The sequence below is a fragment of the Niallia sp. FSL W8-0635 genome (genome assembly GCF_038007965.1).
Lineage (GTDB): Bacteria > Bacillota > Bacilli > Bacillales > Cytobacillaceae > Niallia.
Map to the genome: position 1 here is coordinate 2,074,152 of NZ_JBBOYD010000001.1, position 25,636 is coordinate 2,099,787.

The 25,636-nt window shown below is 32.8% G+C and carries 30 protein-coding genes and 1 other annotated feature; of the genes, 25 read left to right on the forward strand and 5 right to left on the reverse strand.

Going from position 1 to position 25,636, the window contains the following annotated elements; all coding sequences use genetic code 11:
- Nucleotides 1–911: 911 nt before the first annotated feature.
- The 14 genes from NYE52_RS09710 (at nucleotide 912) to NYE52_RS09775 (ending at nucleotide 12,007) form a co-directional block, all read left to right on the forward strand.
- Complete coding sequence (locus tag NYE52_RS09710; protein ID WP_341192876.1) at nucleotides 912–1,400, forward strand: tetratricopeptide repeat protein; 489 nt, start codon at nucleotides 912–914, stop codon at nucleotides 1,398–1,400.
- A 133-nt stretch (nucleotides 1,401–1,533) separates the two neighbouring features.
- Entirely contained in the window at nucleotides 1,534–1,968 is a 435-nt protein-coding gene (locus NYE52_RS09715) for a GNAT family N-acetyltransferase (protein WP_341192877.1), read from the forward strand.
- Between the two features lie 202 nt (nucleotides 1,969–2,170).
- Complete coding sequence (locus NYE52_RS09720) at nucleotides 2,171–2,662, forward strand: PH domain-containing protein (RefSeq protein WP_341192878.1); 492 nt, start codon at nucleotides 2,171–2,173, stop codon at nucleotides 2,660–2,662.
- A gap of 387 nt (nucleotides 2,663–3,049) precedes the next feature.
- The gene (locus tag NYE52_RS09725; RefSeq protein WP_341192879.1) at nucleotides 3,050–3,652 is read left to right on the forward strand and encodes a copper resistance CopC family protein; all 603 of its coding nucleotides are present in this window, start codon (nucleotides 3,050–3,052) and stop codon (nucleotides 3,650–3,652) included.
- 3 nt (nucleotides 3,653–3,655) lie between these two features.
- Entirely contained in the window at nucleotides 3,656–4,741 is a 1,086-nt protein-coding gene (locus NYE52_RS09730; RefSeq protein ID WP_341192880.1) for a copper resistance D family protein, read from the forward strand.
- 137 nt (nucleotides 4,742–4,878) lie between these two features.
- A complete protein-coding gene (locus tag NYE52_RS09735) occupies nucleotides 4,879–5,181 on the forward strand; it encodes a metal-sensing transcriptional repressor (protein WP_095322889.1) in 303 nt (100 codons plus the stop codon).
- A 12-nt stretch (nucleotides 5,182–5,193) separates the two neighbouring features.
- Nucleotides 5,194–6,528, forward strand: coding sequence for an MATE family efflux transporter (locus NYE52_RS09740; protein WP_341192881.1), 1,335 nt, complete (start codon nucleotides 5,194–5,196; stop codon nucleotides 6,526–6,528).
- 49 nt (nucleotides 6,529–6,577) lie between these two features.
- On the forward strand, nucleotides 6,578–7,126 hold the full coding sequence (locus NYE52_RS09745) for a TVP38/TMEM64 family protein (protein WP_341195150.1): 549 nt from the start codon (nucleotides 6,578–6,580) through the stop codon (nucleotides 7,124–7,126).
- Nucleotides 7,127–7,380: 254 nt separating this feature from the next.
- The gene (locus NYE52_RS09750; RefSeq protein WP_341192882.1) at nucleotides 7,381–8,079 is read left to right on the forward strand and encodes a TraX family protein; all 699 of its coding nucleotides are present in this window, start codon (nucleotides 7,381–7,383) and stop codon (nucleotides 8,077–8,079) included.
- 14 nt (nucleotides 8,080–8,093) lie between these two features.
- Nucleotides 8,094–9,236, forward strand: a complete 1,143-nt coding sequence (locus NYE52_RS09755; RefSeq protein WP_341192883.1) for a hypothetical protein — start codon at nucleotides 8,094–8,096, stop codon at nucleotides 9,234–9,236.
- Nucleotides 9,237–9,313: 77 nt separating this feature from the next.
- A complete protein-coding gene (locus NYE52_RS09760; protein WP_341192884.1) occupies nucleotides 9,314–10,021 on the forward strand; it encodes a response regulator transcription factor in 708 nt (235 codons plus the stop codon).
- Nucleotides 10,002–11,399, forward strand: a complete 1,398-nt coding sequence (locus NYE52_RS09765) for a HAMP domain-containing sensor histidine kinase (protein ID WP_341192885.1) — start codon at nucleotides 10,002–10,004, stop codon at nucleotides 11,397–11,399. The genes NYE52_RS09760 and NYE52_RS09765 overlap by 20 nt, the downstream gene beginning before the upstream one ends.
- A gap of 230 nt (nucleotides 11,400–11,629) precedes the next feature.
- Complete coding sequence (locus tag NYE52_RS09770; RefSeq protein ID WP_341192886.1) at nucleotides 11,630–11,767, forward strand: hypothetical protein; 138 nt, start codon at nucleotides 11,630–11,632, stop codon at nucleotides 11,765–11,767.
- Nucleotides 11,768–11,806: 39 nt separating this feature from the next.
- Nucleotides 11,807–12,007 (forward strand): metal ABC transporter solute-binding protein, Zn/Mn family, encoded by a 201-nt coding sequence (locus NYE52_RS09775; protein ID WP_445669102.1) that lies wholly within the window; start codon nucleotides 11,807–11,809, stop codon nucleotides 12,005–12,007.
- Between the two features lie 364 nt (nucleotides 12,008–12,371).
- Here NYE52_RS09775 and NYE52_RS09780 read toward each other — a convergent pair whose 3' ends face one another.
- The gene (locus NYE52_RS09780; protein ID WP_341192887.1) at nucleotides 12,372–13,040 is read right to left on the reverse strand and encodes a hypothetical protein; all 669 of its coding nucleotides are present in this window, start codon (nucleotides 13,038–13,040) and stop codon (nucleotides 12,372–12,374) included.
- Between the two features lie 157 nt (nucleotides 13,041–13,197).
- Nucleotides 13,198–13,611, reverse strand: coding sequence for a MarR family winged helix-turn-helix transcriptional regulator (locus NYE52_RS09785; RefSeq protein ID WP_341192888.1), 414 nt, complete (start codon nucleotides 13,609–13,611; stop codon nucleotides 13,198–13,200).
- 321 nt (nucleotides 13,612–13,932) lie between these two features.
- On the opposite strand from NYE52_RS09785, the gene NYE52_RS09790 reads away from it, so the two are divergent.
- From NYE52_RS09790 to lysS, 6 genes are all read left to right on the forward strand, one after another.
- On the forward strand, nucleotides 13,933–14,772 hold the full coding sequence (locus NYE52_RS09790) for a tyrosine-type recombinase/integrase (RefSeq protein ID WP_341192889.1): 840 nt from the start codon (nucleotides 13,933–13,935) through the stop codon (nucleotides 14,770–14,772).
- Between the two features lie 234 nt (nucleotides 14,773–15,006).
- The gene (locus NYE52_RS09795; protein WP_341192890.1) at nucleotides 15,007–15,204 is read left to right on the forward strand and encodes a nucleic acid-binding protein; all 198 of its coding nucleotides are present in this window, start codon (nucleotides 15,007–15,009) and stop codon (nucleotides 15,202–15,204) included.
- 488 nt (nucleotides 15,205–15,692) lie between these two features.
- Entirely contained in the window at nucleotides 15,693–15,983 is a 291-nt protein-coding gene (locus NYE52_RS09800; protein ID WP_341192891.1) for a DUF4359 domain-containing protein, read from the forward strand.
- Between the two features lie 147 nt (nucleotides 15,984–16,130).
- Nucleotides 16,131–16,550 carry a VOC family protein gene (locus NYE52_RS09805; protein WP_341192892.1) on the forward strand — a complete coding sequence of 140 codons (420 nt, stop codon included), beginning with the start codon at nucleotides 16,131–16,133 and terminating at the stop codon, nucleotides 16,548–16,550.
- A gap of 62 nt (nucleotides 16,551–16,612) precedes the next feature.
- Entirely contained in the window at nucleotides 16,613–16,927 is a 315-nt protein-coding gene (locus NYE52_RS09810) for a DUF3892 domain-containing protein (RefSeq protein WP_341195151.1), read from the forward strand.
- Between the two features lie 71 nt (nucleotides 16,928–16,998).
- Nucleotides 16,999–17,274, forward strand: a binding site (T-box leader).
- 96 nt (nucleotides 17,275–17,370) lie between these two features.
- Nucleotides 17,371–18,831: a lysine--tRNA ligase gene (gene lysS, locus NYE52_RS09815; RefSeq protein WP_341192893.1), complete on the forward strand. Its 1,461-nt coding sequence runs from the start codon at nucleotides 17,371–17,373 to the stop codon at nucleotides 18,829–18,831.
- Nucleotides 18,832–18,957: 126 nt separating this feature from the next.
- Here the strand turns inward: lysS and NYE52_RS09820 are convergent, their stop codons facing one another.
- Nucleotides 18,958–20,289 (reverse strand): methyl-accepting chemotaxis protein, encoded by a 1,332-nt coding sequence (locus NYE52_RS09820; protein ID WP_341192894.1) that lies wholly within the window; start codon nucleotides 20,287–20,289, stop codon nucleotides 18,958–18,960.
- Nucleotides 20,290–20,648: 359 nt separating this feature from the next.
- On the opposite strand from NYE52_RS09820, the gene NYE52_RS09825 reads away from it, so the two are divergent.
- Nucleotides 20,649–21,044: a VOC family protein gene (locus tag NYE52_RS09825; RefSeq protein WP_341192895.1), complete on the forward strand. Its 396-nt coding sequence runs from the start codon at nucleotides 20,649–20,651 to the stop codon at nucleotides 21,042–21,044.
- A gap of 19 nt (nucleotides 21,045–21,063) precedes the next feature.
- On the forward strand, nucleotides 21,064–21,657 hold the full coding sequence (locus NYE52_RS09830; protein WP_341192896.1) for a kinase: 594 nt from the start codon (nucleotides 21,064–21,066) through the stop codon (nucleotides 21,655–21,657).
- 60 nt (nucleotides 21,658–21,717) lie between these two features.
- Here the strand turns inward: NYE52_RS09830 and rarD are convergent, their stop codons facing one another.
- Both rarD and NYE52_RS09840 read right to left on the reverse strand, forming a co-directional pair.
- Entirely contained in the window at nucleotides 21,718–22,626 is a 909-nt protein-coding gene (gene rarD / locus NYE52_RS09835; protein WP_341192897.1) for an EamA family transporter RarD, read from the reverse strand.
- A gap of 27 nt (nucleotides 22,627–22,653) precedes the next feature.
- Nucleotides 22,654–22,830 (reverse strand): hypothetical protein, encoded by a 177-nt coding sequence (locus tag NYE52_RS09840; protein ID WP_341192898.1) that lies wholly within the window; start codon nucleotides 22,828–22,830, stop codon nucleotides 22,654–22,656.
- A gap of 171 nt (nucleotides 22,831–23,001) precedes the next feature.
- Here NYE52_RS09840 and NYE52_RS09845 point away from each other — a divergent pair, with 171 nt between their 5' ends.
- The 3 genes from NYE52_RS09845 to NYE52_RS09855 all read left to right on the forward strand — a co-directional run bounded on the left by NYE52_RS09845 (nucleotide 23,002) and on the right by NYE52_RS09855 (nucleotide 25,496).
- Nucleotides 23,002–23,922 carry a LysR family transcriptional regulator gene (locus NYE52_RS09845; protein WP_341192899.1) on the forward strand — a complete coding sequence of 307 codons (921 nt, stop codon included), beginning with the start codon at nucleotides 23,002–23,004 and terminating at the stop codon, nucleotides 23,920–23,922.
- Between the two features lie 384 nt (nucleotides 23,923–24,306).
- Nucleotides 24,307–25,242 carry a DNA/RNA non-specific endonuclease gene (locus NYE52_RS09850; RefSeq protein ID WP_341192900.1) on the forward strand — a complete coding sequence of 312 codons (936 nt, stop codon included), beginning with the start codon at nucleotides 24,307–24,309 and terminating at the stop codon, nucleotides 25,240–25,242.
- Nucleotides 25,243–25,319: 77 nt separating this feature from the next.
- Nucleotides 25,320–25,496, forward strand: coding sequence for a hypothetical protein (locus NYE52_RS09855; protein WP_341192901.1), 177 nt, complete (start codon nucleotides 25,320–25,322; stop codon nucleotides 25,494–25,496).
- Nucleotides 25,497–25,636 lie beyond the last annotated feature (140 nt).

A 25,636-nucleotide genomic window follows, 5' to 3' on the forward strand; every position in this document is an offset into this window, starting at 1 on the left:
CAGTTTGTTCAAGTAGAAGAAAAAACAAAGCCATCAATAGTAGCATTGATGGCTTACTTAATTCTATAAATGAGTGAATTTTGTTTAACTAAAAATAGGGAGCTTCTATTAGATTTACTATTTATAATCAAGCTTCTTGGCTGTTGATATGTATGAATATTACTTATTTGTTTCTTTGGCAATAATTGATACTTTAATATAAATTGAAATTAGTATGCCTATAATAATTCCAGCAAAGATTATGAATAATAAATAAGGTGTTAAATCTTCATTAAACATAAAAAAAGCTAATGAAAAAAGCAAGATACTGCCTAAAACACTTAAAGTAATAATCCAATGTATTTTCAAATTAAATACCTCTCATGAAATTAAATAAAAAGCTATAACACTTACAATCTTATAACTCTTTTGTATAAAATCAATAATTAAATAATATCATTGTATTGATTATCGTCACAAATTGGACTGAGATTGTGAAAAATTACACTTCAACTAACGGTAATCAGTCTAAGAAGGGAACGCTCAATCTAGAAGTTGGCCCTTATTTCTTAGGCTCTGTTAACGGTAAATGTTGATGTTAGTGAGAATGAGCCAAGTTCTGTTTATGTTTATAAAGTGTGGGCTAATGAAGATGCCCATCAAGCGTCTCTAAGTCTTGAAGCTACGCAAAGATTAATAAGTCGTGCGAAACCAATTATTATTGGGATGGAAAGAACCAGCACCTTAATGACAAAAGGCGGAAAGGGGATTTCTTCTAATTAGAATGGAACTTGTTATATATTAGTCAGGATTCTTATTTTGCTATCGGGCAGGTTAGTGAAAGAAGGAATTTTACGACTTTATATAGAATCTCTAGTGGAACGGCGTTGAGAGTAACGTAGTGGAAGAAAGAAGTATTGGAGTTGTAAGAGATGAATACCAAACTTAATAAAGCAATAGATTTACGGAAGAATGGAGATCTCAAAGAATCTAAAGAAATACTTAGTGAATTAGTAAGGGAATCTCCAGAGGATGCTTTATATAATTATCAGTATGCCTGGAGCTTGGATATATTGGGAGAAGAAGAAAAAGCAGTGCCATATTACGAAAATGCTATAAAGATTGGAGGATTACCTTCTAAGGATATGGAAGGTGCAATTTTGGGATTGGGTAGTACATATAGAGCCTTAGGAGAATATGAAAATTCAAAAGATGTATTTCTAAAAGGAATGGAATTATTCCCAGATAATCATGCAATTCAAGTATTTTATTCCATGACCTTATATAATTTAAAAGAACATAGTAAAGCGATGGAACTAATACTAAAGTGTTTAATAAATACGACAAATGACATTGAGTTACTAAGTTATAAAAGAGCTATAAATTTCTATTCAGATAAACTAGATGAAACCTGGAAGTAGTTTATATATCCAACTAAATTTTGTGTCCTTTCCTCAAACAAGGAGAGGACTACTCTATGTCACAAACTGGCAGGTTAGTTGAAAAAGAATAGCGAATTATCTTGGTAAATAATAAAATTGGAGAGTGAAACAAATGGGGATTAGAACAGCAAATGTTGAGGATTGGCAGAAGATTTATCTTTTGTTAAACCAGTTAGACTATCCAAATACTGACACTTTTATAAAAGAAAAAATAGAAACACTTCTCATTGACCCAAATGAGGAATTATTGGTTTATGAGGAAAATAAAGAGGTAATTGCTTTAATTTCCATTCATTTTATACCTCAATTAGCTGTAAAAGGAGATTTCGCAAGGATAAGTTATTTTGCAGTAGATACAAACATAAGAAGTAAGGGAATAGGACTTAAAATTGAAGAATATTGTACTAATGTAGCTAAGAAAAGAAATTGCGATAGAATTGAAGTACATTGTCATTCAAGAAGAATCGATGCACATAGGTTTTATATCAGACAAGGATTTATTGAATCTCCAAAATACTTTGTAAAGATGTTATCCCAATCTAACTAGCATTAATATCCCAGTAATGTAGGCTTTCCTTAAATAAAAGGGAAGCCTTTTCTTATGTTGCTATCGGGGCAGGATAGCTTAAGTACACTTCTTCACAATTTAGCGGATTTAATATACATTTGTATTAGTATTATTGAAAAAATATTAGCTTTTACCTATAAAATTATTAAAGTGATCTATGCTTACAGGAGGTAGAGTGAAATTGGGGAAAAAAAGTAAACAGATCTCATTCGTAGAAAGTTTATTAAAAGATGATGAAGAGATTATTCTTGCCCATGAGTGTGTTAATGATAATGCTTTCGGAGCAGTTGCCATTACAGATTCTAGATTGATTTTTGGAAGTAATACTTTCTTTACCGGTGAAACTATCGAGGAAGTAGAAATTGCTAAAATACAAGCTATTGAGATAGGAAGTATAAGCTTTACCGAAAATGTACTAACGATTTACATAAAAAATTCTCATCAGACAATTAAACTAAAATCTGCTTCGACAGAGACTTTAAGTAATACAAGAAAAATTTTGCTTCAGAAAATGAAAGGAATCGAAGAAACCGTTAGTAATGAGGCACCACCCGAGAATAACATAGGTTATTCAATAGCTGACGAGATAGTAAAAATAGCTGAATTAAAAGAAAAAGGACATTTAACGAATTCCGAATTTGAGTTTTTAAAGTCAAAAATTATTAATCAATAAGAATTCATGGATTTTAAAACACAAAGCAAGTAATACATTGGCTACCGAAATGGTAGCTTTTTCTTATGGTGTTAACGTGGCAGCATTCCTGTAATAACGAAAGAGAAGCCTTCTTGTGTCACAAACGCAGGTTTGTTCAATAAGAAATCACAAAAGGAAGAGCATTTACTATAAAATAATATTTGACGTAAAAGTAATGTAAAAGTATTATTACACGACAAAAATAAATACATATGGAGATATATTTATTTTTAAACACTTTAATAAATGTAAGAAATTCCCTTCGTAAATTTGTCACATTTGAAAATGTTATCATTCTTTTGAATGTGTTATCATTATGGCGGTAGTGTAAATGGATTAATAAATTAGTAGATAATAGGAGGAATTATGAAAAAGAGTATATTGATATTAGTGTTTAGTTTCTTTATATTTGCAAATAATGGTTTTGCGCATACGGGATTAGAAAGCGCTTCTCCAGCTGATGGAGAAGTAGTAATTGAAGAATTGAATCAAGTGAGCCTTACTTTCGAGACAAAAATAGAGCAAGGTAGTACAGTTGCTTTATTAGATTCAGAAGGTAAAGAAGTAGCATTAGAAAGTGTCGAAGTAGTAGATAATCAACTAATAGGTCATTTGTCATCACCTCTTAAAGATAGTGAATATGATGTAAAGTGGGAGATTATTGGCGCAGATGGACATGTTATCGATGGAGAGTATTCTTTCACAGTTAATACTCCTACAATAGAAGAGAATGTCGAAGAACGAGAAATGACAACACAGAACACAGAAAAAGAAATAACAAATGAAGGCGCAAACGATAATGAAGAAGTGGTAGACCATTCTCAACATTCTGCTGAAGAACATGCTGCATATTTAGCAGCTAATAATAATCCTTCAACTGTTCTAGTACCTGCCTTAATTATTTTAGGCTTAATAATAGTGGGTATTATAGTAGTAGGCGTAATCGTTATAAGAAAGCAGAAGAAATAATCCATGTTTTTAACTACTATTTCTCAAACCATTTTATATGTCTTTTATGGTTTGCTATTAGGTTCATACATTATGTTCCTAGTTCCAGTTAAGTATAAACCAACTATATATGTACCAAGAAAAATATTACTATTCTCTCTTTTGGGCTTAGTAATATTTTCTTTTATTCCCATCGTACCACTTATCTTCCACCTTAGTTTGATTCGTGGAAAGTTAGAGGCAATATCATTAATTTTATTTACTTTTGAGATTGGAAAATCATGGACTCTCACTTTCATTGTCTCTTTATTTTTTGCTTTTTTCATTCTTTATTTTGAACAAAGCAAAAAGAGATACAATATCATAGGATTAATTTTTACCATGATTTTAATTGGTGTAATAGGATGGTCCAGTCATGCAAGTTCATTAGATCCCATGCTAGGATTTATTAGCCATACGGGACATTTTACAGCTGTTAGTATTTGGACAGGAATTCTACTAATAGTTAGCTGGTTCTCATTAAATCAGAACAATTGGTTATTCTTTCTTAAATGGTTCACACCAGTTGCAATTACATGTTTGGTTATTACCGCATTAAGTGGAATAGTTCTAATGAATTATGTTATAGATTTTCAAAACTATTATAATTCATGGATGCTTCCATATGGCCAAGCCCTTCTAGTAAAACATCTTTTAATAATACCGTTACTTATTTATGCATTTATTAATGGATTCTTTATCAAAGGAAAAATAAAGAAAGAGACTGATTTTAATCCTAGACCATGGGCTAAAATAGAAAGTGTCATTATTATTTTGATATTTTCGGCCACTGCTTCACTAAGTCAACAATCTCCTCCAAGGGAGACAGTTATAACTAATGAATCATTAGCTAAAATCTTCACTTTTTTTTATCCTGCTCAAGTGAATGCTGATACTGCCATTCATTTTAGTATTAGTTTTATTAGTAGTGTTTTTATTCTTTTAGCTTTAGGTTCATTATTTTCAGTCTTATTTTTTTTTCATAAGAAATACCATGTAGTGGTATCATTTGTTATGAGCATTCTCATAGTAGTATTCCTTTATTTTTCGATTATGCTTGCCATTTATTAATATCAAATATTATTTGTACACTATAAAGAATATAGAATCATTTATACAAATCAATTCTATTATGAGTTGATTTTTTTTCTTGACAAATATCCCCCTGGGGGGGATATTATATGTATCATAATAAGGAGTGTTAAAGAATGAATAATAGTCATGAACATAATCACAATCATAATCACACACACAAAGAGAGAAAAAATGTTATTAATCGATTATCCCGAATAGAAGGTCATGTTAGAGGAGTAAAACAAATGACGATAGACGGAAGAGATTGTCCTGATATCTTACTTCAAATCGCTGCTATTAGAAAAGCATTGGATAATACAGCTAAAGTAATCTTTATGGACCATATGGAAAATTGCCTAGTAGATGCTGTTCATCAAGGGAATGAAAGTGAAGTAATAGAAGATATGAAGAAGGCGCTTGATAATTTTATCCGGTAGGGGGGGATACAAATGGACAAAGAAATTACACTTCAAGACAAAACAATGAAACAAAAAGTCCTAACTGTTCTCGCACTAGGATTACCAGCAATGGTAGAAAATATTCTGCAAACTGTAGTTGGATTTATTGACACTCTATTTGTATCAAAATTAGGATTAAATGAAGTTACAGCGGTAGGTTTAGCAAACGGTCTTTTAGCAGTTTATATTGCAATCTTTATAGCATTAGGCGTTGGAACATCATCTTTGATTGCAAGAAGTTTGGGTGCTGGGGATATAGAAAAGGCGAAAGTCATTGCCAGACAATCAACCATTATATCTTCCATAATTGGTCTTGCCTTTGGATTAATTACGCTACTCTTTAGTAAGAAATTACTTAGCATAATGGGTGCCGAGGAAAAAGTTTTAGATCACGCAGTGACATACTTTCAAATTGTAGGCGTCTCATCCATTTTTATATCTTTAATGTTTATTTTTGGTAGTATTCTCAGAGCATCTGGAGATACCAAAACACCAATGAAAGTCGGTTGGTGGATTAACATCATTCATATCGGATTAGATTATGTACTGATATTCGGTATATTTGGTATGGAAGGATTAGGGGTAGCTGGAGCCGCATGGGCAACAGTAGTTGTACGAATAATTGGAACTGTAGCATTATATAGGTATATTAAAAAATCGAAAATATCATTTCCTCTTTTTTCAATTAAGTCAAAAACAGAGTATTCTTCCATCTTGAAAATATCAACACCAGCGGCTATTGAGCGTTTAGTCATGAGATTAGGCCAGGTTTTATATTTTGGTTTAATAGTAAAAATAGGTGCTGAAACTTATGCTGCACATTCTATAGCAGGCAATATTGAGACATTTGCATATATGCCAGGGTATGGGTTAGCAATAGCGGCTGCTACACTAGTAGGACAAAGTATAGGAGCATCACGAAAGAAAGATGCTTATCAGTATGGGATGATTTCCACAGGAATTGCTGTCGCATTTATGTCTTTCGTAGGAATCATTATGTACATCTTAGCCCCTTGGTTTGCGTCATGGTTTACAACAGATGAAAATGCAATTGGGATGGTTGTTACAGCTCTAAGAATTGACGCTTTTGCACAACCAGCATTAGCAGTTGGGCTAGTATTGGCTGGAGCATTACAGGGGGCCGGTGACACAAAAAGTCCAATGTATAGTACTGCAATTGGAATGTGGATAATAAGAGTAATCGGAATATATATACTAGGTATAAATATGGAAATGGGAATTGCGGGTGTATGGATATCCATTGCCATTGATCTATATGTGCGAGCTATTTTCTTATTGTATAGATTTAAATACAAAACAAATTAGAAATCTATATCGAATTAGTATTGGAAGGATAGAGTATTGGGTGAAAGTAATGGATGAATTCTTATTACAGTTATTTCAGGATAACAGGTCTCTTGCAATTTTAATTAGTGTGATTACAAACATTATTATAAGTATTTTAGGAGTTATACCTAGTTTCTTTATAACTGCAGCAAATATAACATTCTTTGGACTAACTTTTGGAATTATTCTTTCCGTCATAGGAGAAGCAATAGGAGCTATTATTAGTTTTTGGCTATACAGAAAGGGATTTTATAAGTTAAATAAACATATAGGCATCAATAATAAGTACTTGACTCGTTTACAAAATAAATCAGGTTGGGAAGCCTTTAATTTGATAGTTGCATTAAGGATTTTCCCTTTCATACCCTCAGGAATAGTAACATTAATAAGCGCAACAAGTAATGTAAGTTTAGGTATATTTGCTTTAGCCAGTTCATTGGGAAAATTACCAGCTCTTGTATTAGAGGGACTATCTGTACAATTTATATTGACGACCAGATGGGAAATAAAGATTGGTCTATGTATATTGTCGATTTTATTACTTTGCATTATTCGAAAAAATCGCACTACTAAATAAAGGTTAAAGCCGTTAGATTAATTTCTGACGGCTTTAAATTTCTATAAAAAGTTGTGTTTCTCCATAAAAACTTCACATTTACCTATTACGATTTTGGTAGAGTATTTATTTTGTAGAAAATACTAGATGACATGGCAGCTAACCCCAATAGCTTCTTATGAGTATATCCCTTTAGGTGTAAGATTACGATTACGCATTCATGTAAAAGTATACAAATTAGATACTCCGATATATTAATGAAACGGAGATCCATGATGCCTAGAAAAATAATTAATTCAAATACGTTAAAAGTAATAGCAATTATAGCCATGTTTGTTGATCATACATCAATATGGTTAGTCGCTAAGGGAACTACATTTGATATTTTGCTACATACATTTGGTAGACTAGCTGCTCCTATTATGGGTTATTTAATAGCGGAGGGTTTCTTTTACACTTCTAATATAAAAAAATATACTATGCGGCTTTTCTTATTTGCTATTATTTCTCATTTCCCCTTCGTTATGTTTCTTGGAATTACATGGTGGCAAGGTACTAGTGTAATCTGGGGTCTGTTAATGGGGCTCCTAGCACTTATTTTAGTGAAACATAAACAATTAAAGGTACCTTATAAATTTTTAGGAGTATTTGCATGTTGTATATTGGCATGGACAGCAGATTGGAATTATATTCTTGTTCTATGGATTGTATTTTTCGGTATTTTTAGAGGAAGCATGAAAAAACAATTAATAAGTTTTGGAATTATTGGGTTCCTATTGTATATCATTCCAGGATTATTGGAAATAGGCTATACAGCAGTTTTCCGTTTTGGAATATTACTTTTTATTCCACTAATAGTATTTTATAATGGCATACGAGGAAAGAAGTCACCGTTTATTAAATGGGGTTTTTATGTTTTCTATCCTCTTCATTTACTTATTTTATATATTCTAAAATATATTATTTTTAACTAAAGGGGACTTCATCTATGACTAAATTCTCTCAATATAAAATATTATATGTAACTTTTCTAGTGATGGTACTATTATTGACAGCATGCTCAACTATTAAAGAAGATAATAGAAACTTGAATAAAGAAACGCCAATAGAAGAGAGTCCTAAAAATAATATTGACCTAAAAAAAACTATTCGTTATGTAGGTGATTTTGAATTGCCAGTAAATGGAGCAACTGGTTATACATCAATATCTCTCGACCTTAAAGAAACTGCTAATCTAGAATCTAATACTCTTTTAACTTTAAATCCAGGAACTGGTTTTGAAATCATAAAAGAAGAGTCAGACTGGTGGTATATACGAGAAGGAAATAAATATGGATGGTTACAACATAAATACTGCTTTATTAATCTTCCTGACGTCATTCCATCCATTGTATATGATGTTACTAATACGTATTCATCCAAATTTCGTTCCTCTGGAAAAGACATACCAAATATCACAGGTAGCGCATTATATGAAGGAAAAAGTTACAATGAACGATTACAAAAAGAAGAATATATTGTTCCCGTACTCTATAATACAGCCAAAAAAGTTTATAGATCACAACAAAATGCATTAGCGGATGGTAACTCATTAAAAATCTACGAAGGTTTTAGGCCATATTCCGTTCAAATGGAAGTCGTAGAGCAACTTAAGTTACTATCTGCTATGGATATGGAAGTCGAAAAAGGTATTAATACTTATCCTTGGGGAATAACTTGGTTTATTACAAAGGGAGTATCTAATCACCAAATGGGCTATGGAGTAGATGTTGGATTAGTAAAAATTAATGAAATGCAAGAAATAGAAATTGGTAATTATGTTACTACTTCTGTTGTAAGTTACGAGGAGTTTGCTATGCCTAGTCCAATACATGAGTTAAGTGGGACTTCTGCAATCTTTACAACTCCGGTTTCTTCTCTATCTCCAACAGATTGGAAGAATTCTACTTATACTAACTCCATGAATGAACCCGCGTTAATGTTACAAGTGTATTTCGCATCTTCAGGCTTTACTCCTTTAGCATCTGAATGGTGGCACTTTAATGATTTAGAAACAATGGAACAAATTAAGAATAATAAAAGCTCTGGAAACTTTATATTAGACAAGATATATAGCCAAATACCATCTTAATAATACATTAAGGACCTCTTATCAATGTTAATTCAACTGGGAATAATACTCAAAATGGGCTAAAGAAGGTGAGAAGAATGATGAAACGAAGTCCTATACTAATTGTAGACGACGAATCCCCAATGATAGAACTCCTATCTCTGTATTTAAAACAAGCAGGATATGAAGTGAAAGAATGTCTATCTGGCAAAGAGGCTATATCACTAATCAAGAATAATGATTATTTACTCGTTATATTAGACATTATGATGTCAGATATGGGCGGGTTTGAAGTATGTAGAATTGTGAGGGAATATTCAAATGTACCTATCATTATGTTAACGGCTAGAAATCAGCTTAATGACAAAGTTTTTGGGTTACGCTTAGGTGCAGATGATTATATTACGAAGCCCTTTGAGAAAGAAGAACTTCTAGCAAGGATAGAAGTGGTAGTTAGAAGAGAAATGCAAAATAATCTAGTAACAGATAAAGATATCATTACTTTTGAAAATCTAGTATTAAATAAAGTTAGCCACCAAGTTTTTGTTTCTGAAGTGGAGCTTGATTTAACCCCAAAAGAATTTGCTATTCTTCAACTATTTTTAATGAATAAAGGCAGGGTATTTAGCCGAGATGATGTACTATCATTTATTTGGGGCCATGATTTTTTGGGAGACTATAGGACAGTTGATACACATATAAAAAATCTAAGAGAGAAGTTGTCGAGTGTGGGTATACCTGGTCAAAAAGTTATTAAAACAGTATGGGGAGTAGGCTATAAATTTAATGAAGATAAGACTCAATAGTATCTCAAAAAAACTAGGTCTTTTGTTCGCGACTATATTTTCCATCATATTAATTAGTATGGAAGCCATTCTATATAGTTATTTTTTAGATTTTTATACGACAGATGTAATTGAAGAATTAACACAAAGAAGTGAAGCATATTCTGAAATATTAAGTGATCATTTTGATGAAACTACTATGGATCATGTTGTTCTAATGGAAAGTACTTCTTCTAAGATGGTGCTTATACTAGACTCAACTAGAAATACTTTGGTTGCTTCAGATGGAATAGATTTGCTACCTAAACAATATCTAACTGGAATAACAAATCATACTTTTGATATACAACATGGGCAAGTATTAGCTTCAGATTGGAAAAATGAACAGTATTTTGTAGCCGAATCTACCATCAAGAAAAATGGTGAAACAATAGGTAGAGTTCTGATGTTTTCCCCAACACAACCTGTAAAAAAGGCAGTAACTATTCTAACAGGGACTTTTATTATCGTAGGACTGATTACTATTCTTATTAGTACACTTCTATTGTTTTTTACAACAAATAAGCTGGTTCAACCTTTACTAAGAATAAATAAGGTAACCCGATTGATTGCACATGGAGATTATCAATGGAAATTAGAGGTAAAGGGAAAAGATGAGATTGCCCAATTAACTCAATCCATAATATATATGGCTAATAAGATTAAAAACTATCAACAGCAAAGAAATCGATTCTTGGCCGATATTTCTCATGAATTGAGAACTCCATTAACCTACTTTAAAGGTTATTTAGAGGTGCTACTTTCAGAAATGGTAAATAAACGGGAAGACAGAGATAGATATCTTCGTCTTCTCTTGAATCAAAGTTTACAATTGCAAAGATTAGTGCAGGATTTGTCCGATTTAGCTGCCCTAGAACAAGATGATTTTCAATTAAATCCACATCTAGTATCGATTGAAAAAGTCATGATAAATTCACTAGAATTAATAGGGCATTCGATTGAGCAACAAGATATCTCATTAACGTGCGAACTTTCTGCTATTCCCTTGTATGTAATGGGAGATGACCAAAGATTGCAACAAGTAATAATAAATCTCTTGGAAAATGCAAAAAAGTATACCAAACAAGATGGGAATATATATATATATACTTATAAAGAAGATAATAACTGCATTATAAAGATTAAAGATACAGGCATTGGTATTCCCAAAAGTAAGCTAGATAAAATCTGGGATAGACTCTATAGAGTGGAAAATTCACGTTCTAGAAATACCGGAGGATCTGGCTTAGGATTAACGATCAGTAAGAAAATAATCCTACTTCATAGAGGAGATATTTTTGTAGAAAGTGAAGAAGGAAAAGGGACTATATTTATAGTTAAACTCCCATTGTATCTATAAAGGTGCTAATGATTTAGCACCTTTAAGATAGTTATGGTATTACGGCTTTATCAATCATGAAATATAAAATTAAATTAAAGATACTGTCTTAATCCATTATAAACGTTTATAACAACCAAATTTTAGAGTTGGAAAAAAGTAATGTTTCAGACTATCAGATAAATCGCAATGATTCTAATTTGTGATTATGGTTATATAAATAAAAAATTTTACTTTGAGGAGGAATTACCTTGAATAGAACGTTGGCTATATTAAGTATCATTATTATTCTATCAGCATGTAGCAAGGAAGTATTAAGAAAAGTCATAAATGAAGATACTTCACAAGAGGAAGATAAAATTACAATCTTGACTAGTATCTATCCATAAAATGAATTTACAACGAAGCTTGTGGGTGATCGAGCTGAAGTGATTAATTTAGTACCAGCAGGTATAGAACCACACGATTTTGAACCTACTCCAAAGGATATGACAAGTTTGGCGAAAGCTACCATGTTTCTTTATATTGGTGGTAGCTTTGAAACTTGGGTAGAGAATATGATAAATATTATGGATACAAAAAAGATGTCTGTATTAAATTTAAGTGAAAAAATTGGTTTAGTCGTATAATTTCATTGTTTATACGAGCTCTATGGAGGGTGTGTAGCCCATACTAAATAACATTAACTCTGATCTAATAGTTAGTATTTTATTTAATTATAATTAAGATGCGACTTGAGATAGGTAATGGAGCGTTTCACGTAAATGCAAACAATTAATAATATGATAGACAGTATAAGTGAGAAGGGAATACTTAAAATTACTGGTAGATAAATGTCTTTCCAAATAGTCATAGGGATTTGTTCAAAGCCAAAAGTTCGTAAGATACCTGCAGCTAAGGAAAAAACGGCACTTAATATCAACCCTATATATAGTATAAAAAGAACTGGTATTGCAAGTAGATATAGAAAAGAACGTATCATTTTAAAAATAATCAAGATTCTTCCCTCCTTATGATCTGATGAACCGTAGCAAGAGGTGATATTGTATAATGGTCTTTGTAATAAAGTTTCTGTATCTCACAGTTCTTATTAATAGTTACTACATTGCCTTCCACGGTTTTAGCAATTGTGTGAGATAATCGGATAGTATCTCCTTTAATTTGCTGGCAAATTAGTCTCTTATTCCATGATGTTAAATTCATTTTTGTTTTTTGAACACATATATCATTCGCTATAAGTAGATCAATTTTATTTGTACCAGCTAATTTAAGGTAAAAGCTATCAGAATGTATTTCTTTTCCATGAACTACGCCTATAGCATTTATTTGTGTTACATGAATAATATCCATTACAGTAAGGCTTCCTGAACTAGTAAGTTGCTTTATCTCTCCTTTGTTTATTTTTAGTATTCCACGATTAGTGAGTTTTTCCACTTTATTGTCTCCGTTTAAGATACATTTTTCAGTGTTTTTTAAGATTTCTGAAATAACTTGGGATTGAAACAAACTGTAACCATGAGTAGAGATTTCTTTCAATTGAACACCGTGCAGTACTTTAACCGAACCGCGGATTTTTAATTTTTCATAATCCTTTTCTATAGTATCTATAGTACCATTTGTGAGGGTTAAACTAAGAAGTCTTCCGTTTTGCTCATTAGTCATCATTTCACTACCATATAAATACTTTAATAATTATATATTTTAACGATTAAAATATATAATTATTAAAGTATATTATTGCATGTTTGTCAATGTTACTAATTAATTTATGGAAATTTAAATATTCTCAATAAAAAAAGGATTTCTGTGAAGAAAATCCTTAGAATATAGTACTCATTAACGTATTTACTTCTTTTAAAACTTTTGTTATGGAAGTGAGTTTCTCGTGAGGAACTTTAAGGAATACTTCTTGAACTTTAACTTCTCCATCATGTGTTAACATGATATTTACTACGCGGCGATCTTCTAGTTCACGTACACGTTGTATAAGGCTTAGTTTCTCTAATTTATCAACCATAGATGTGATAGCTCCTGGAGTTACACTGAATACTCCTGCAATTTCTGTTATTTTCATCATCCCATTAATTTTTAATTGCAAAAGAAGCACCAGCTGGTTTTCGTGGAGCAACTCATTCTCCGTTAGTAGGTTTATAAAAGCTTTAGATTTTTGTTGAATTTCTAGCATTTCTTTCATTATAACTTCTATTTCTTGTGTTTGACTTGGTTTTGACATGTGATCACAGCCTATTTATATTTTTAAAATAATTTCCTTCAACACAATGGTTTACTTAACAGTTCAAATTATACAGTATAGGGTTGTCTTGGGAAATATTCAACTTCATTAAAGTAGCTTCAAAGAAATAAATTATAGTATGGGTTAGTATTCTTTTTTAAACAAAGCGGCACTTTTCATATAATAAGGAACATTGTTATTGGTTGTGAAGCATTACACTTAAAGTAACGGGGGCATTTCTTTTATAGAAAATCTGAAAAAGAAGTATATTTTATATATTACTAGTTAATAATGTTCCTAAAAAGTTAGGAAGATACGAAGATGATATTATCTGAAGCGTGGCATTTATATAAAGCCGATAAACAAATTCAAGGTTATTCATCACAGACATTAAAAGCATATAAAGTACAATCCATCCTATTAATAAATAATTTAGGAGATATTCTGCTAGAAGATATTACAACAGAATCTATAAAATTATATTTAGGAGAAGTGGCTAGTAAGTTGAAAGCATCTAGTTTATGCCATAGGATTCGCTTTATTAAGTCTTTATTTAAATGGGCACAAGAAGAAAAATATATAACTTTTAATCCAGCACAAGCCATTAAAGAGCCGAAATTAGAGAGTAAGATTCCAAAGTTTTTAACGGAAGAGGAAATAGAGTTATTACGGGAAGCCTGTCTAACTACCTTTGAAAAAGCTTTATTTGAGTTTATGTATTCGACCGGGTGTAGAATAGGAGAAATCACGAGCTTGGATAAGAGTGCTATTAATTTTTCAGAACAGTCGGTTGTTGTATATGGTAAAGGGAAGAAGGAAAGAGAAGTATATTTTAATACACGAAGTAGCATTTGGCTAAAGAGATATCTAGAGGAAAGAAAGGATACAGAGGAAGCTTTATTTGTTACTCTCCGTGCTCCACACCGAATGGGTGTTGCACAAATGAGATATGTCATTAAACAGATTTCGTTAAGAGCCAAAATTAGTAAGTGTATACATCCACACCAATTAAGGCATAGTTATGCTACCACCTTAATTAATAATGGAGCACCATTAGAAGTTATTCAAAACTTGATGGGGCATGAGAAAAGTGAAACAACAAGGATCTATGCTTATCTAAGTGGACAATTAAGACGTGAATTATATAAGAAGTATTTCTGAAAGAACTGCGGGAAAAATGGCAGTTCTTTCTGTTTTTATCAGAGCCGTATTTCAATAATAAATGTCTTATGTCACAATAGGGGCAGGTTTCTACAAGAAGGGATCTTCTCAAATTTTAAGAAGTAAAATTATTAAAAAAAAGAAAAGCTAGTATATTATTTTTTTGAGTGGAACTTTTAGCACTATTCGATCGTACCTAAATAAACAGATTTAGTAATTAAAGGGGAAATAAAAATGGAATGTATTCACTGTCAAAATGAAATGATAACAGGTTGTAAGGTAAATGTTGAAGGAGGTATGTACGGAATTAAGATAAGTAAAAAAGGAAAGGGACTTTTTAAAAATGTATCAGCAAAACCTAAAGCAGCCGTTTGCTCAAGTTGTGGTTACGTAGCTTACTATATTGATGAATTTAAAAAATTTAGTGAGTAGATGAAAAATATTGCTTAACAAATTGTTGAAGCATTTTATTCTCATAAATTAAGTTAAAAAGGATTAATTATCTTCCAATTTGTGAAAGAATACACTTAAACTAACGGGGGCGTTACTTGAACAACAAGAATTATAAGTCCTAATTTAGACGGTGTGTAGCAAGTGTATTATAATGTGGATTTAGGTGAGTAATATAGTGAACTACACCCCACTCTTGTATGACAGATATCATACGAAGGGTGGGATTTTTCTTTGTTAATAGAAATGGAAATCAAGAATTTTTATATGATTAATCAAAATGATTCGCCGAGCTCAGTTACAGCATTTACTTTTCTGAACAACTTGTCATTAACACGACTTGTAACATTACCACTTAATAATTTATATCCAAATTTTCATTAAGATTCCTGATTCTTTTTGTTTGTATTTTTAGGATTAATTTTCATTTATTAGGAAATACTAGAAGAAAAAATTAAGGATGAAATCTTATGAAGAAAAGATACTGGCTTCTATTACTACTTTGCTTTGCCTTAATGATTTCTATTGTAACTAATCCTTCAGATAAAGATGAATATGCAGAATGGGTCGGAGATCAAATTAAACAAGAAGAGGGACCATTACTAGGATTACTTGGTGGATCTTTGATTAAAATAGGTACAACTAAAAAAGATTTTGTCTTGTTCACGCTCTATGAAACAAAATATAGTAATAATACTGAAAAATCTTTGTTAGCAATAGGGATATTCAATAATTTCATCTGGTTGAAGGAAGGAGAGTAGCATTTTATTTCAAGCTACTTTTTTTTTGCAAGGATAAGAGCTTTGCTTAACTAAACTCTGATTTTTACAAAAGAAATAGAAAGGATATCTATCCCTTTTGTCGAATGAAGTTAGGTAATCTTACTTTATCCAAAAAGGAGAATCAAGATGAATACAATCATTCACAGAGTTGGAACAATTTATCTGCCAGTTGAAAACCCGGAGCTAGCTTCAAACTGGTATCAAGAAAAATTAGGTGCAATAGAAAATTTCAGAAATGAAGATAAAGCGATTTTGGACTTTGCAAACCAAAGCTTCTTTCTTGTTAAATCAAAAGAAGGAGCAAAGGCTACTTTTCAAGATGATAAAGGCAAGGAGCATTTTTTCCTAACATTTGAGGTAGATGGAATAGAACAATTGCAGAAACTTCATTCCGAACTAAAGGAAAAAGGCGTCGAGGTTGGAGTTATTGAGGATAGAGGACATCCAGGTAATAATTTCGTCTTTTACGATCTGAATGGAAATAAATTTGATGTGTGGAGTGAGTTAAGTCCAAGCTTCAAAGAGAAATATCTTATTAAGTGCTGAAAAATGAAAGATACATAACTATAGTACTCCCAGAGCATACTAATGTTTTGGAGGTGGCAATGATGGATGAAAAAGACTATCAAAAAATATATGACGAATACTTGCAACAAGCACAAGGACAAGCGCAAATGGAAGCCGCTGAGGAAATTGATTCAGGTGTAGAGCAAATAGTCGCTGTTCGAAAAAATGAGGACGATGATATTATCGCTTTTAAAACAAGCAGCGGCAGAGTATTAGATTATATTACTGCACTAGATGAAGCAAAAGCAGGGAAGTTAGCGCATGTAGATGTTTTTCATAAGTATGGCAGGGACATTATCCGCAGTGAACCGGATGGGATTAAAGAAAATAACTTAGATAATTTACCTGATTTTTAAGGTATAAGAAAAAAATCTCTATTGACTAAAAATTTAATATAAGGTAATATTTTCTAAAATAAATACGGAATATTTTGGCTAGGAAGAGAAGAGTAATTTTGATTCATTATTTAAAGAGAGCTCCAGTTGGTGAAAAGGAGTAATAAGAATCTTAATGAAAAAAGACTTGGAGCTTTCGCACGGATCAAAGAGTATGGTTCATTTTGTGATGCTGCGACGGGATCTCCCGTTATAGAGATAGGGTATAATCAATTATTTAACGTTGCCGTACCCGAAGAGGTTGATATGGCAACATATCAATAAACTGGGGTGGTACCACGAAGTTTATAATAACTCTCGTCCTCAAGATGAATAATCTTGGGGGTGGGAGTTTTTTTATTTTAATCGATACATGCATAAATCAGTATTTGAAAAATCTAGTAAAAAGACTGGAGTGCATTAAAATGAGTCAGGAACAAACAACGCGGAGAATCGAAAAATTAGAGGCTTTAAAAGAAAAAGGAGTTTTCGTCTATCCAGAAAGATTTGAGACTAATTATGAACTTTACGAAGCAGCGTTGCTTGAGGATGGTACAGAAGGAGTGCGAGTAGCAGGAAGAATCATGGGGATTCGTAAGTTTAGTAAATTTAGTTTCATCACGATTTCAGACATACAAGGGAGTCTGCAACTTCTTTTGAAAAAAGAGGAGGTTGGGGAGCAGTCCGCTAATGATTTCGATACTTTTTTGGATGTAGGCGATTTTATTGGCGTGGAAGGAAATATGTATTCGACGAAAACAAAGGAAAAAACGCTGCGGATTAAAAAATATGTTTTACTTGGAAAAGCATTACACCCGCTTCCGGAAAAATGGCATGGATTAAGCAATGTAGAAACCCGTTATCGACAGCGTTATTTAGATTTAATGATGACGAAGGAAACAAAAGAGCGAATGTTAACACGAACAAAGTTAGTGCGAGCTGTTCGTAGATTTTTAGAAGAAAAAGGTTTCTTAGAAGTGGAGACACCCGTGTTACAGCATACTTCTTCGGGGGCGTTAGCTCGTCCATTCAGAACGTATCATAACACATTGGATTCAGAATTAAATTTACGAATTGCACCAGAGACTTACTTGAAAAGATTAATTGTAGGTGGCTTTACAAAAGTATTTGAGTTAGCAAAGTGCTTTCGAAATGAAGGGATCAGCCCTCAGCACCTTCAAGAATTTACAATGGTAGAAGGCTATGCAGCTTATTGGAATTATGAAGATACAATGGCTCTCATGCGTGAAATGATTTTATATGTGCTGAACCATACTTTTGATACAACCGTTATTACCATTCAAGGAAAAACAATTGATTTCTCTTTAGAATGGAATGTTGTTTCATTTAGGGAGTTAATTCTAAAAGATACAGGCATTGATATAGATTTATTTCCCGATGTAAAAGACATATATGAAGAAACAAAGCGGAGAAATATTTATTTAGAACAAGAGGATATCGAGACTTTAGGTAGGGGGAACTTCATCGATCATCTATATAAAAAAATGTGTCGTCCACATTTAATAGGACCAACCTTTTTAATCAAACATCCTATTGATTTATCACCATTAGCAAGGGCAAATGATGACAATTCAACAATTACCGATCGTTTTCAATTAGTAGTCAATGGTGCTGAAATTATCAATGCCTATTCAGAATTAGTGGATCCTTTAGAACAAAGAAGAAGATTAGAGGCACAAGCAGTTTTGAAAAGCGGCGGTGATTTAGAAGCAATGGAAATGGATGAAGACTACTTATTGGCAATGGAATATGGAATGCCGCCAATTTCTGGTTGGGGGTTTGGAATTGAACGTCTTTTAATGGTTTTAACAGAAGGTGAGACGATTAAGGATTGTGTGTTATTTCCTTTAACTAAAAAGGTTTAGTTGGACTTTTTAAAGGGAAGACAGACAAAGGGATCTAAGTAATCAACCTTTTGGTCCCTTTGTCCTATTATCACTAATTGTTCTATCCAGCATTTTGGGATTGAATGTTTCGAGATGGAATCACCATTAGGAAATCTTAAACTTATTAATCTGCTTATTTAATCTACTAGCCAAAATGTCTAATTCTTTAGCAGCACTGGCAATGGTTTCAGTAGAAACTAACTGCTCTTGTCCTGTTGCGGATATTTCTTCTGTACTTGCTGCAAATTCTTCCACACGTGATGTTAATTCTTGAATTTGATTCGATACAGTTTGAGAACTTCCATTAATAGTCTTCATAGCAGTTGCCGTTTGTTTAAAACCGTCTACAATTCCTTTATACATCCTTCTAATTTTATCAAAAGCTTCTTCTGTAATCTTTAATGCATCTCTTTGTTCATCTATTAATTTATTGGATTGTTCAATATTTGCAACAGCTAAATCAGTCTTCTCAGAAGTCTTGTCGATAATGGATGTTATTTCACTTGCTGAATGAGATGTCTGTTCTGCTAGTTTCCTAATCTCGTCTGCTACTACGGAAAATCCTTTTCCAGCTTCGCCAGCTCTGGCAGCTTCAATAGAAGCATTTAATGCCAATAAATTCGTTTGTTCTGCAATAGAGGTAATAATACCAACAAATCCTGTTACTTGATGAATCATATCTTTTAGTTCATTAATGGAATGATTGACTTCATTTGATACAAGAAGTGTTGCCTCCATTTTCCTCGTCTGTATATCGACACTTAATTGACCTTCCTTAATAGAATCTAATGAGTGAGTAGCTTGCTCTGCATTTTCCGAAGTTTTCGCGGCTATTCCATCAATTAAAGAAACGACATCTGTTAAAGTCCTGCTAATTCCACTCATGGTTTCCGCTTGTTCTGAATTTCCTGCAGCTAGCTGATCGATTGTATTTACGATTTGTGTAATGGAACCTACATTTTCATCTGTGTTTTTAGTAAGTTGATTGGATTGATTAGTAACCGTTGAAGACACTATTTGTAGTTCAGAAGCAATATTTTTAAGCGCTTTTCTAGTTTCATAGAGTGCTCTTGCCATATTCCCAGATTGGTCTTTTATTTCTACTAATTTTTCTAAATCGTCATCTGTATCAACCAAATTTAAATCGGCTGTTTTCTTTGCAAACTCCGTCACCTTCACTATCGGTTTTTCAATCGCTTTTCCTAAAATATAGGATAATATAACGCCAATAATTAACGAAATAATCAATCCCCATAATATAGGTGCGGGAATCATAAAGCCAGTTTGCATTGGTTGTGCCGCGCCTATGTTTGGATCAGCGGCAGCTGTATCGCTGCCACTCCCATTCATAAATAATGATGCACTAACATTTATAATAGCTACTAACACGGAGTTTAATAAGGATAAAAGGATAATCTTTGTTGATATTTTTTTCATATAGTCTGACCGCCGTTTATAATGTATTTTTGAATGACCGATATAAATATATTGGATTTACTTAGTTTTAAAATATATAATATTCAGAAAGATTATATATTTTAGCTTAAATTCTAGGATAATATGTTTCTTGTTCTTCCAGTTATTTTTAAATCTTCTGCAATCCTCCTTATTGTGGAAATCTGAGTATAAAGTCCTGTTAATGGTTCTTATTATTACTATTTAACCTTAATTTATCCTTAAGAGAGATGGAAGACTGAAAGGAGCAGCATAGTTATAAAGGATAGAATAATAGAATAGTGAAAAGAAATAATTCTAAAAAGAAGCAACTATGCCAACTAATTTAAAGAGGTGAGTATATGTTTTTTGAAATGACCTATCAAATAAGAGTATCGGATATAGCGAATGGAATGAAGTGGTACAGCACTTTTTTTCAAAGGGAACCGGATTTTATTCCCCATGAAGGGTTTGCGGAATGGGAAATACTGCCGGGGTGCTGGCTGCAAGTGGCAGAAGGTAGTCCATCCAAAGGTAGCGGACCCCTCCGCTTGGCCGTAAAGGATATCATTTTCGAGCAGAATCGGTTAAGGAGCGAGTTAGAAGTAGTAGATTTTCAGATAGAAGGAAGGGAAGAAGTGCCTGTTAGATGGGGAACTTTCCAGGACCCTTGGGGGAATCAGATTGGTCTATTTGAATACAAAGATAAAGAGGAAGAACGAGAGCGAATGATGGCTATTTTAGGGAAACAACTGTAAAAAGAAAAGAGGGGCTAATTTGCAAGATAATATAAATGCTATAGCAGCAAGCATTCCAACACCGGCACAAGGGAAAAGAGTTGTTGTGGGTATTGACGGGCTAAGCCGGTCTGGAAAAACAACGATGGTAAAAAAACTCCAAGCATGTCTCCATGAAAAAAGATTTTCTGTGAAAATTTTACATATAGATGATTATATTGTAGAAAGAAATCGACGTTATCATACTGGTTATGACGAGTGGCATGAATACTATCATTTACAGTGGGATGTTCGTGCATTGCAAGAAACACTTTTTAAAAAGCTCAAAAATGCAACAGAATTAAAGTTGCCTAAATATAATTCAAAATCCGATACCCACCAAATAGAAATGATTTCCTTGTTACATACTGACGTAATCATAATGGAGGGAGTTTTTTTACAACGAACAGAATGGAGAGATTTCTTCGATTTTATTCTTTATTTAGATTGTCCCAAAGAAACTAGATTTGCACGAGAAAGGAAGGAAACACAGCAGAATCTGGATAAATTTAAGAACAGGTACTGGAAGGCAGAGGATTATTATGTAGAGAAAGAATGCCCAAAAGAACGTGCAAATATAGTATTTCAAGTTTAAGGGAAAAGGAGAGCGCCATTATACAGAAAGGGCAATCGATTTTTTGCAAAATGGTGATCATCATTGTTGCCCTTTCCTTCTTGGATGGTTTTTATCTTTCCACGATGAATAGGAAAAAATAGCAAGAGAGAACCATATAATACTAAATGAAATCCATTTCATCCGAGTAATGGTATTTTCAAATATAAACAATCCAAGGATAAAAGTGATAGTCGGAGAAATATACTGAAAAAATCCAATGGTTGTTAAAGAAATTCTTTTGGAGCCTTCTGCAAACCAAAGCAGTGGCAACACTGTAAGGATACCTGAACCAATTAATAATAAGGAAAAATGAACGTCTGAGCCAAACTGCATTTGGTGATTTTGTTGTAAAAACAGTAAAAAAACGATTGCAAATGGGGCGACCATCAATGTTTCCATAAACATGCCTACTAGAGCATCAACCTTGATATACTTTTTCATTACTCCGTATATTCCTGAAGTAAAAGCTAATGAAATAGCAATCCAAGGTATTTTTCCGAAATCAAACGTAATAACGAATACGCCTAAAAAAGCCGTTCCTATAGATATAATGGTACCTTTCGTTACACTTTCTTTCAGTACAAGAATACTGAGAATCATACTAATGATTGGTGTAATATAGAGTCCTAAACTTGCTTCGATAAGATGATTAAAATTAACCGCCCATATAAATATGAGCCAGTTTAGACTTATCGCAAGAGAGGCTACAAAGATATAAAAGATTTGTAGAATATTCCGTTTAAATTCATTTACAAACGAAAAGAAAGCATGTCTCTTTTTGGTATGGAAAAACAGAAGAGGAGCAACAAAGATAAATCCCCATAAAATGCGATGTGCTAATATCTCCATGGAGGAAACCGAATTTAGTGTGTTCCAGTATAATGTTAAAAAACCCCAAAGTAAGTAGGCTGTGGCGGTATAAAGATAACCTATTTTCTCTTGATTCATACCTTTCACCTTTCTATAAAATTTATTTTATTCCTCTAAAGGTTTAGTGAGACCATGTAGTGCCAATTGATAAAAAGCTAATTCTAGCCATCTATTGAACTTGAATCCTTGCTTTTTTATGGTGCGAGCATGGACAATGCTAAAGTTTTTATGAATAGCAATACTTTTAACAATTGCTGCATCCATTCTAGCAATTAAGATCATAAACTTTTCCAGGGCAATAGCAATTATATTTTCCTTCTCCCATAATATGTTTTCCTATTTATTATTGTAGAGTGTTCCAAACAAAACGTAAAATTGAACTTTTTAATCGTTTGCTATAGGATAAAGTTATAGCAAAGAATCCAGCATAACTAGATAAGGGAAGGTGAGGACTTGACTCCCCAACAACTTCGATACATAGTGGAAATTTCCAAGCATAATTCTATCAGTCAAGCTGCTTCCGCACTTTTCGTAACACAGCCGAGTATCAGCAAAGCAGTGCGGGAACTCGAAACAGAGTTAGAGATTACTATTTTAGATAGAACGAATAAGGGGGTCGTCTTTACAAAAGAAGGGACAGAGCTATTATTTCACGCAAAAAAATTGCTAGAGCAAATGGAGTTTGTTGTTGATCATTTTAACAAAGCGAAGAAAGTAAACTTAACAAAGTTTTCTATTTCCTCTCAACACTATGGTTTTGCGATAGAAGCTGTTGCAAAATTCATGGAGTATTTTGCAGAGCAGAAATATGAACTGTCGATTCGTGAGGGGAAGACAACAGATGTAATTGATGACGTGTATACAGGAAGAAGTTTGCTTGGAATCGTATCTCTGACCGATTTAAACAAGCATTTTTTCAAACGTTATTTCACCACAAAGTTACTAACGTTTACTCCCCTTGCTACATTGAAACAGCACGTCTTTCTACGAAAAGAGCACCCTCTGGCTCATTTGGAAAGTATAAACTTGGAGCAGTTAAGAGACTATCCTTATCTAACCTATCAGCAAGACGACATGTTGCTGCATTTTGCTGAAGAAACGCTGAGTGTAGATAATATGGAGAAATTAGTCTATCTCAAGGACAGAGGAGCAATGAATAATCTCTTATCTAATACAGATAGCTATAATTTGGGAACAGGCTGTATCGTAAATAATTACATGAACTCTAATATTATCTCTATTCCATTGGAAGAAGGCACGCCAATTCAAGTGGGCTTGGTGAAACGAAACGATGTATTTTTATCTGAAGAGGTTCTAGTATATATTGATTACTTAAAAATAGCTTTGGAAAAATCGTTACCGAAGGAACTGTGAAGTAATCAAAGCTTTGGCTACTTTGAAATTCTTTCGGACTTATTTATCGGTAATATAATCCCATTTAATGGATAGAGGATTATGTACGGAAAGTATAATGGGACCTTGTAAAAGAGGGAAAAATCAAGAGAAAGTTTCTGTGGGTGAAAACAGAAAAAGAGACTAAAAGGCGAGCATATTATACTAACCTTTTTAGTCTCTTTTGTTTTTATACTCTGCAAGCCTTTATTAAAATTTTTATCCTTCACACTTCCAACAAATATCTACTGAAATAAAGTTAATCTTCGAATATACTATTATCATGAGGTTAATATTGTTAATCCACCCTAACATTCCGAGATTTTTTAAAAGGAATAATATAAAACTACCATGGGAGAGCATAAAATGAAAAAGAAAATGAACTATTTACTCATGATTTTAATGACCATTTATATGGTTGGTTGTACTAATGTAGAAGATACGTCCAATAAAAATGGAGAAACAGAAACACAAGAAGTAACCACTGATAATACAAATAAAAATAGCGAAGAAGAAACTAACACTAAGGATGTCGAAGAATTAGTAGTAGAGGAAACACCAACCCAATCAAAAAATGAACTGTTCAAAGGATACAAACTTATTGAAGTGGATGGTGGGGATTTGTCTGGAAATCGTGAATCTAGCGTCGTGGTGGACATTGGATATGGGGACCGTGAATACTGGGCATTTACGAATAAATATGGGCAATTAGTACGTGTTGTTGCTGATGAAATCATTCTACAAGATGACGATAGCGAACCTGTATTATCGTCTGGCAGATATTACCCAGATGAGGCAAAGGTTCCTGGTGTCGAAAGTGACGTTTTAGATGAAGGACATATCATTGCTGATTCTCTCGGAGGGGTATCGAATGCTTATAATATTACTCCACAAGATAGCACGCTCAACCGACATGGTGATCAAGCTTATATGGAAGAAGTTATCCGCAGTGCAGGTGGAGCCACAAATTTTGAAGCAATTATCACTTATCCGAATACGAAAACGCAGATTCCTTCCAGTTATCATTATACCTATACAATAAACGGAAATGTCATTACAGATTCATTTGAAAATGTGAACCCTGATAAAGTAAACGAATCACTTGGTTTAACAGATAGTGAGCCTTCCGATTCAAGTAGTACAAACACAAACGATGATATTTCTAGTATTGATACAAATGGAAATGGTATCGTGACAATTGCAGAAGCAAAAGCAGCCGGTTTCAGTATGCCAATAACAAGTGATCATTGGTTGTACAAATATATGCGCGATAATGATAACGACGGTATGGTAGGGGAGTAAACCTCGATAACTGTAGGAGATTGGAAATTCCTGTGACACTAAAAATTCTTATTTTTAATAAAATAGGAGGGAATGATTTGAATTCATTTATCGAAGTAACGGATAAAAAGTCCAATGAAAAAATATTGATTAACACTTTGTTGATAATAGAAGTAAGAGAAAATCGTATAACAGTAGCGAATGGTTTCTCTGTAAACACATATAAAACCGTAGAAACTTACGAAGAAATAAAGGCTAAATTGAATGCGAGATAATATTCTTTTTATTTCATTACTCGAGAAATTATGAAATATTAAATAAAAAAATGTAGCTGATAATATTAGTTACATTTTTTTGCTCTTCTAAACTTCACAACAGTCATCTGAATTGATTGATGGACAGAACTAAATAAAAG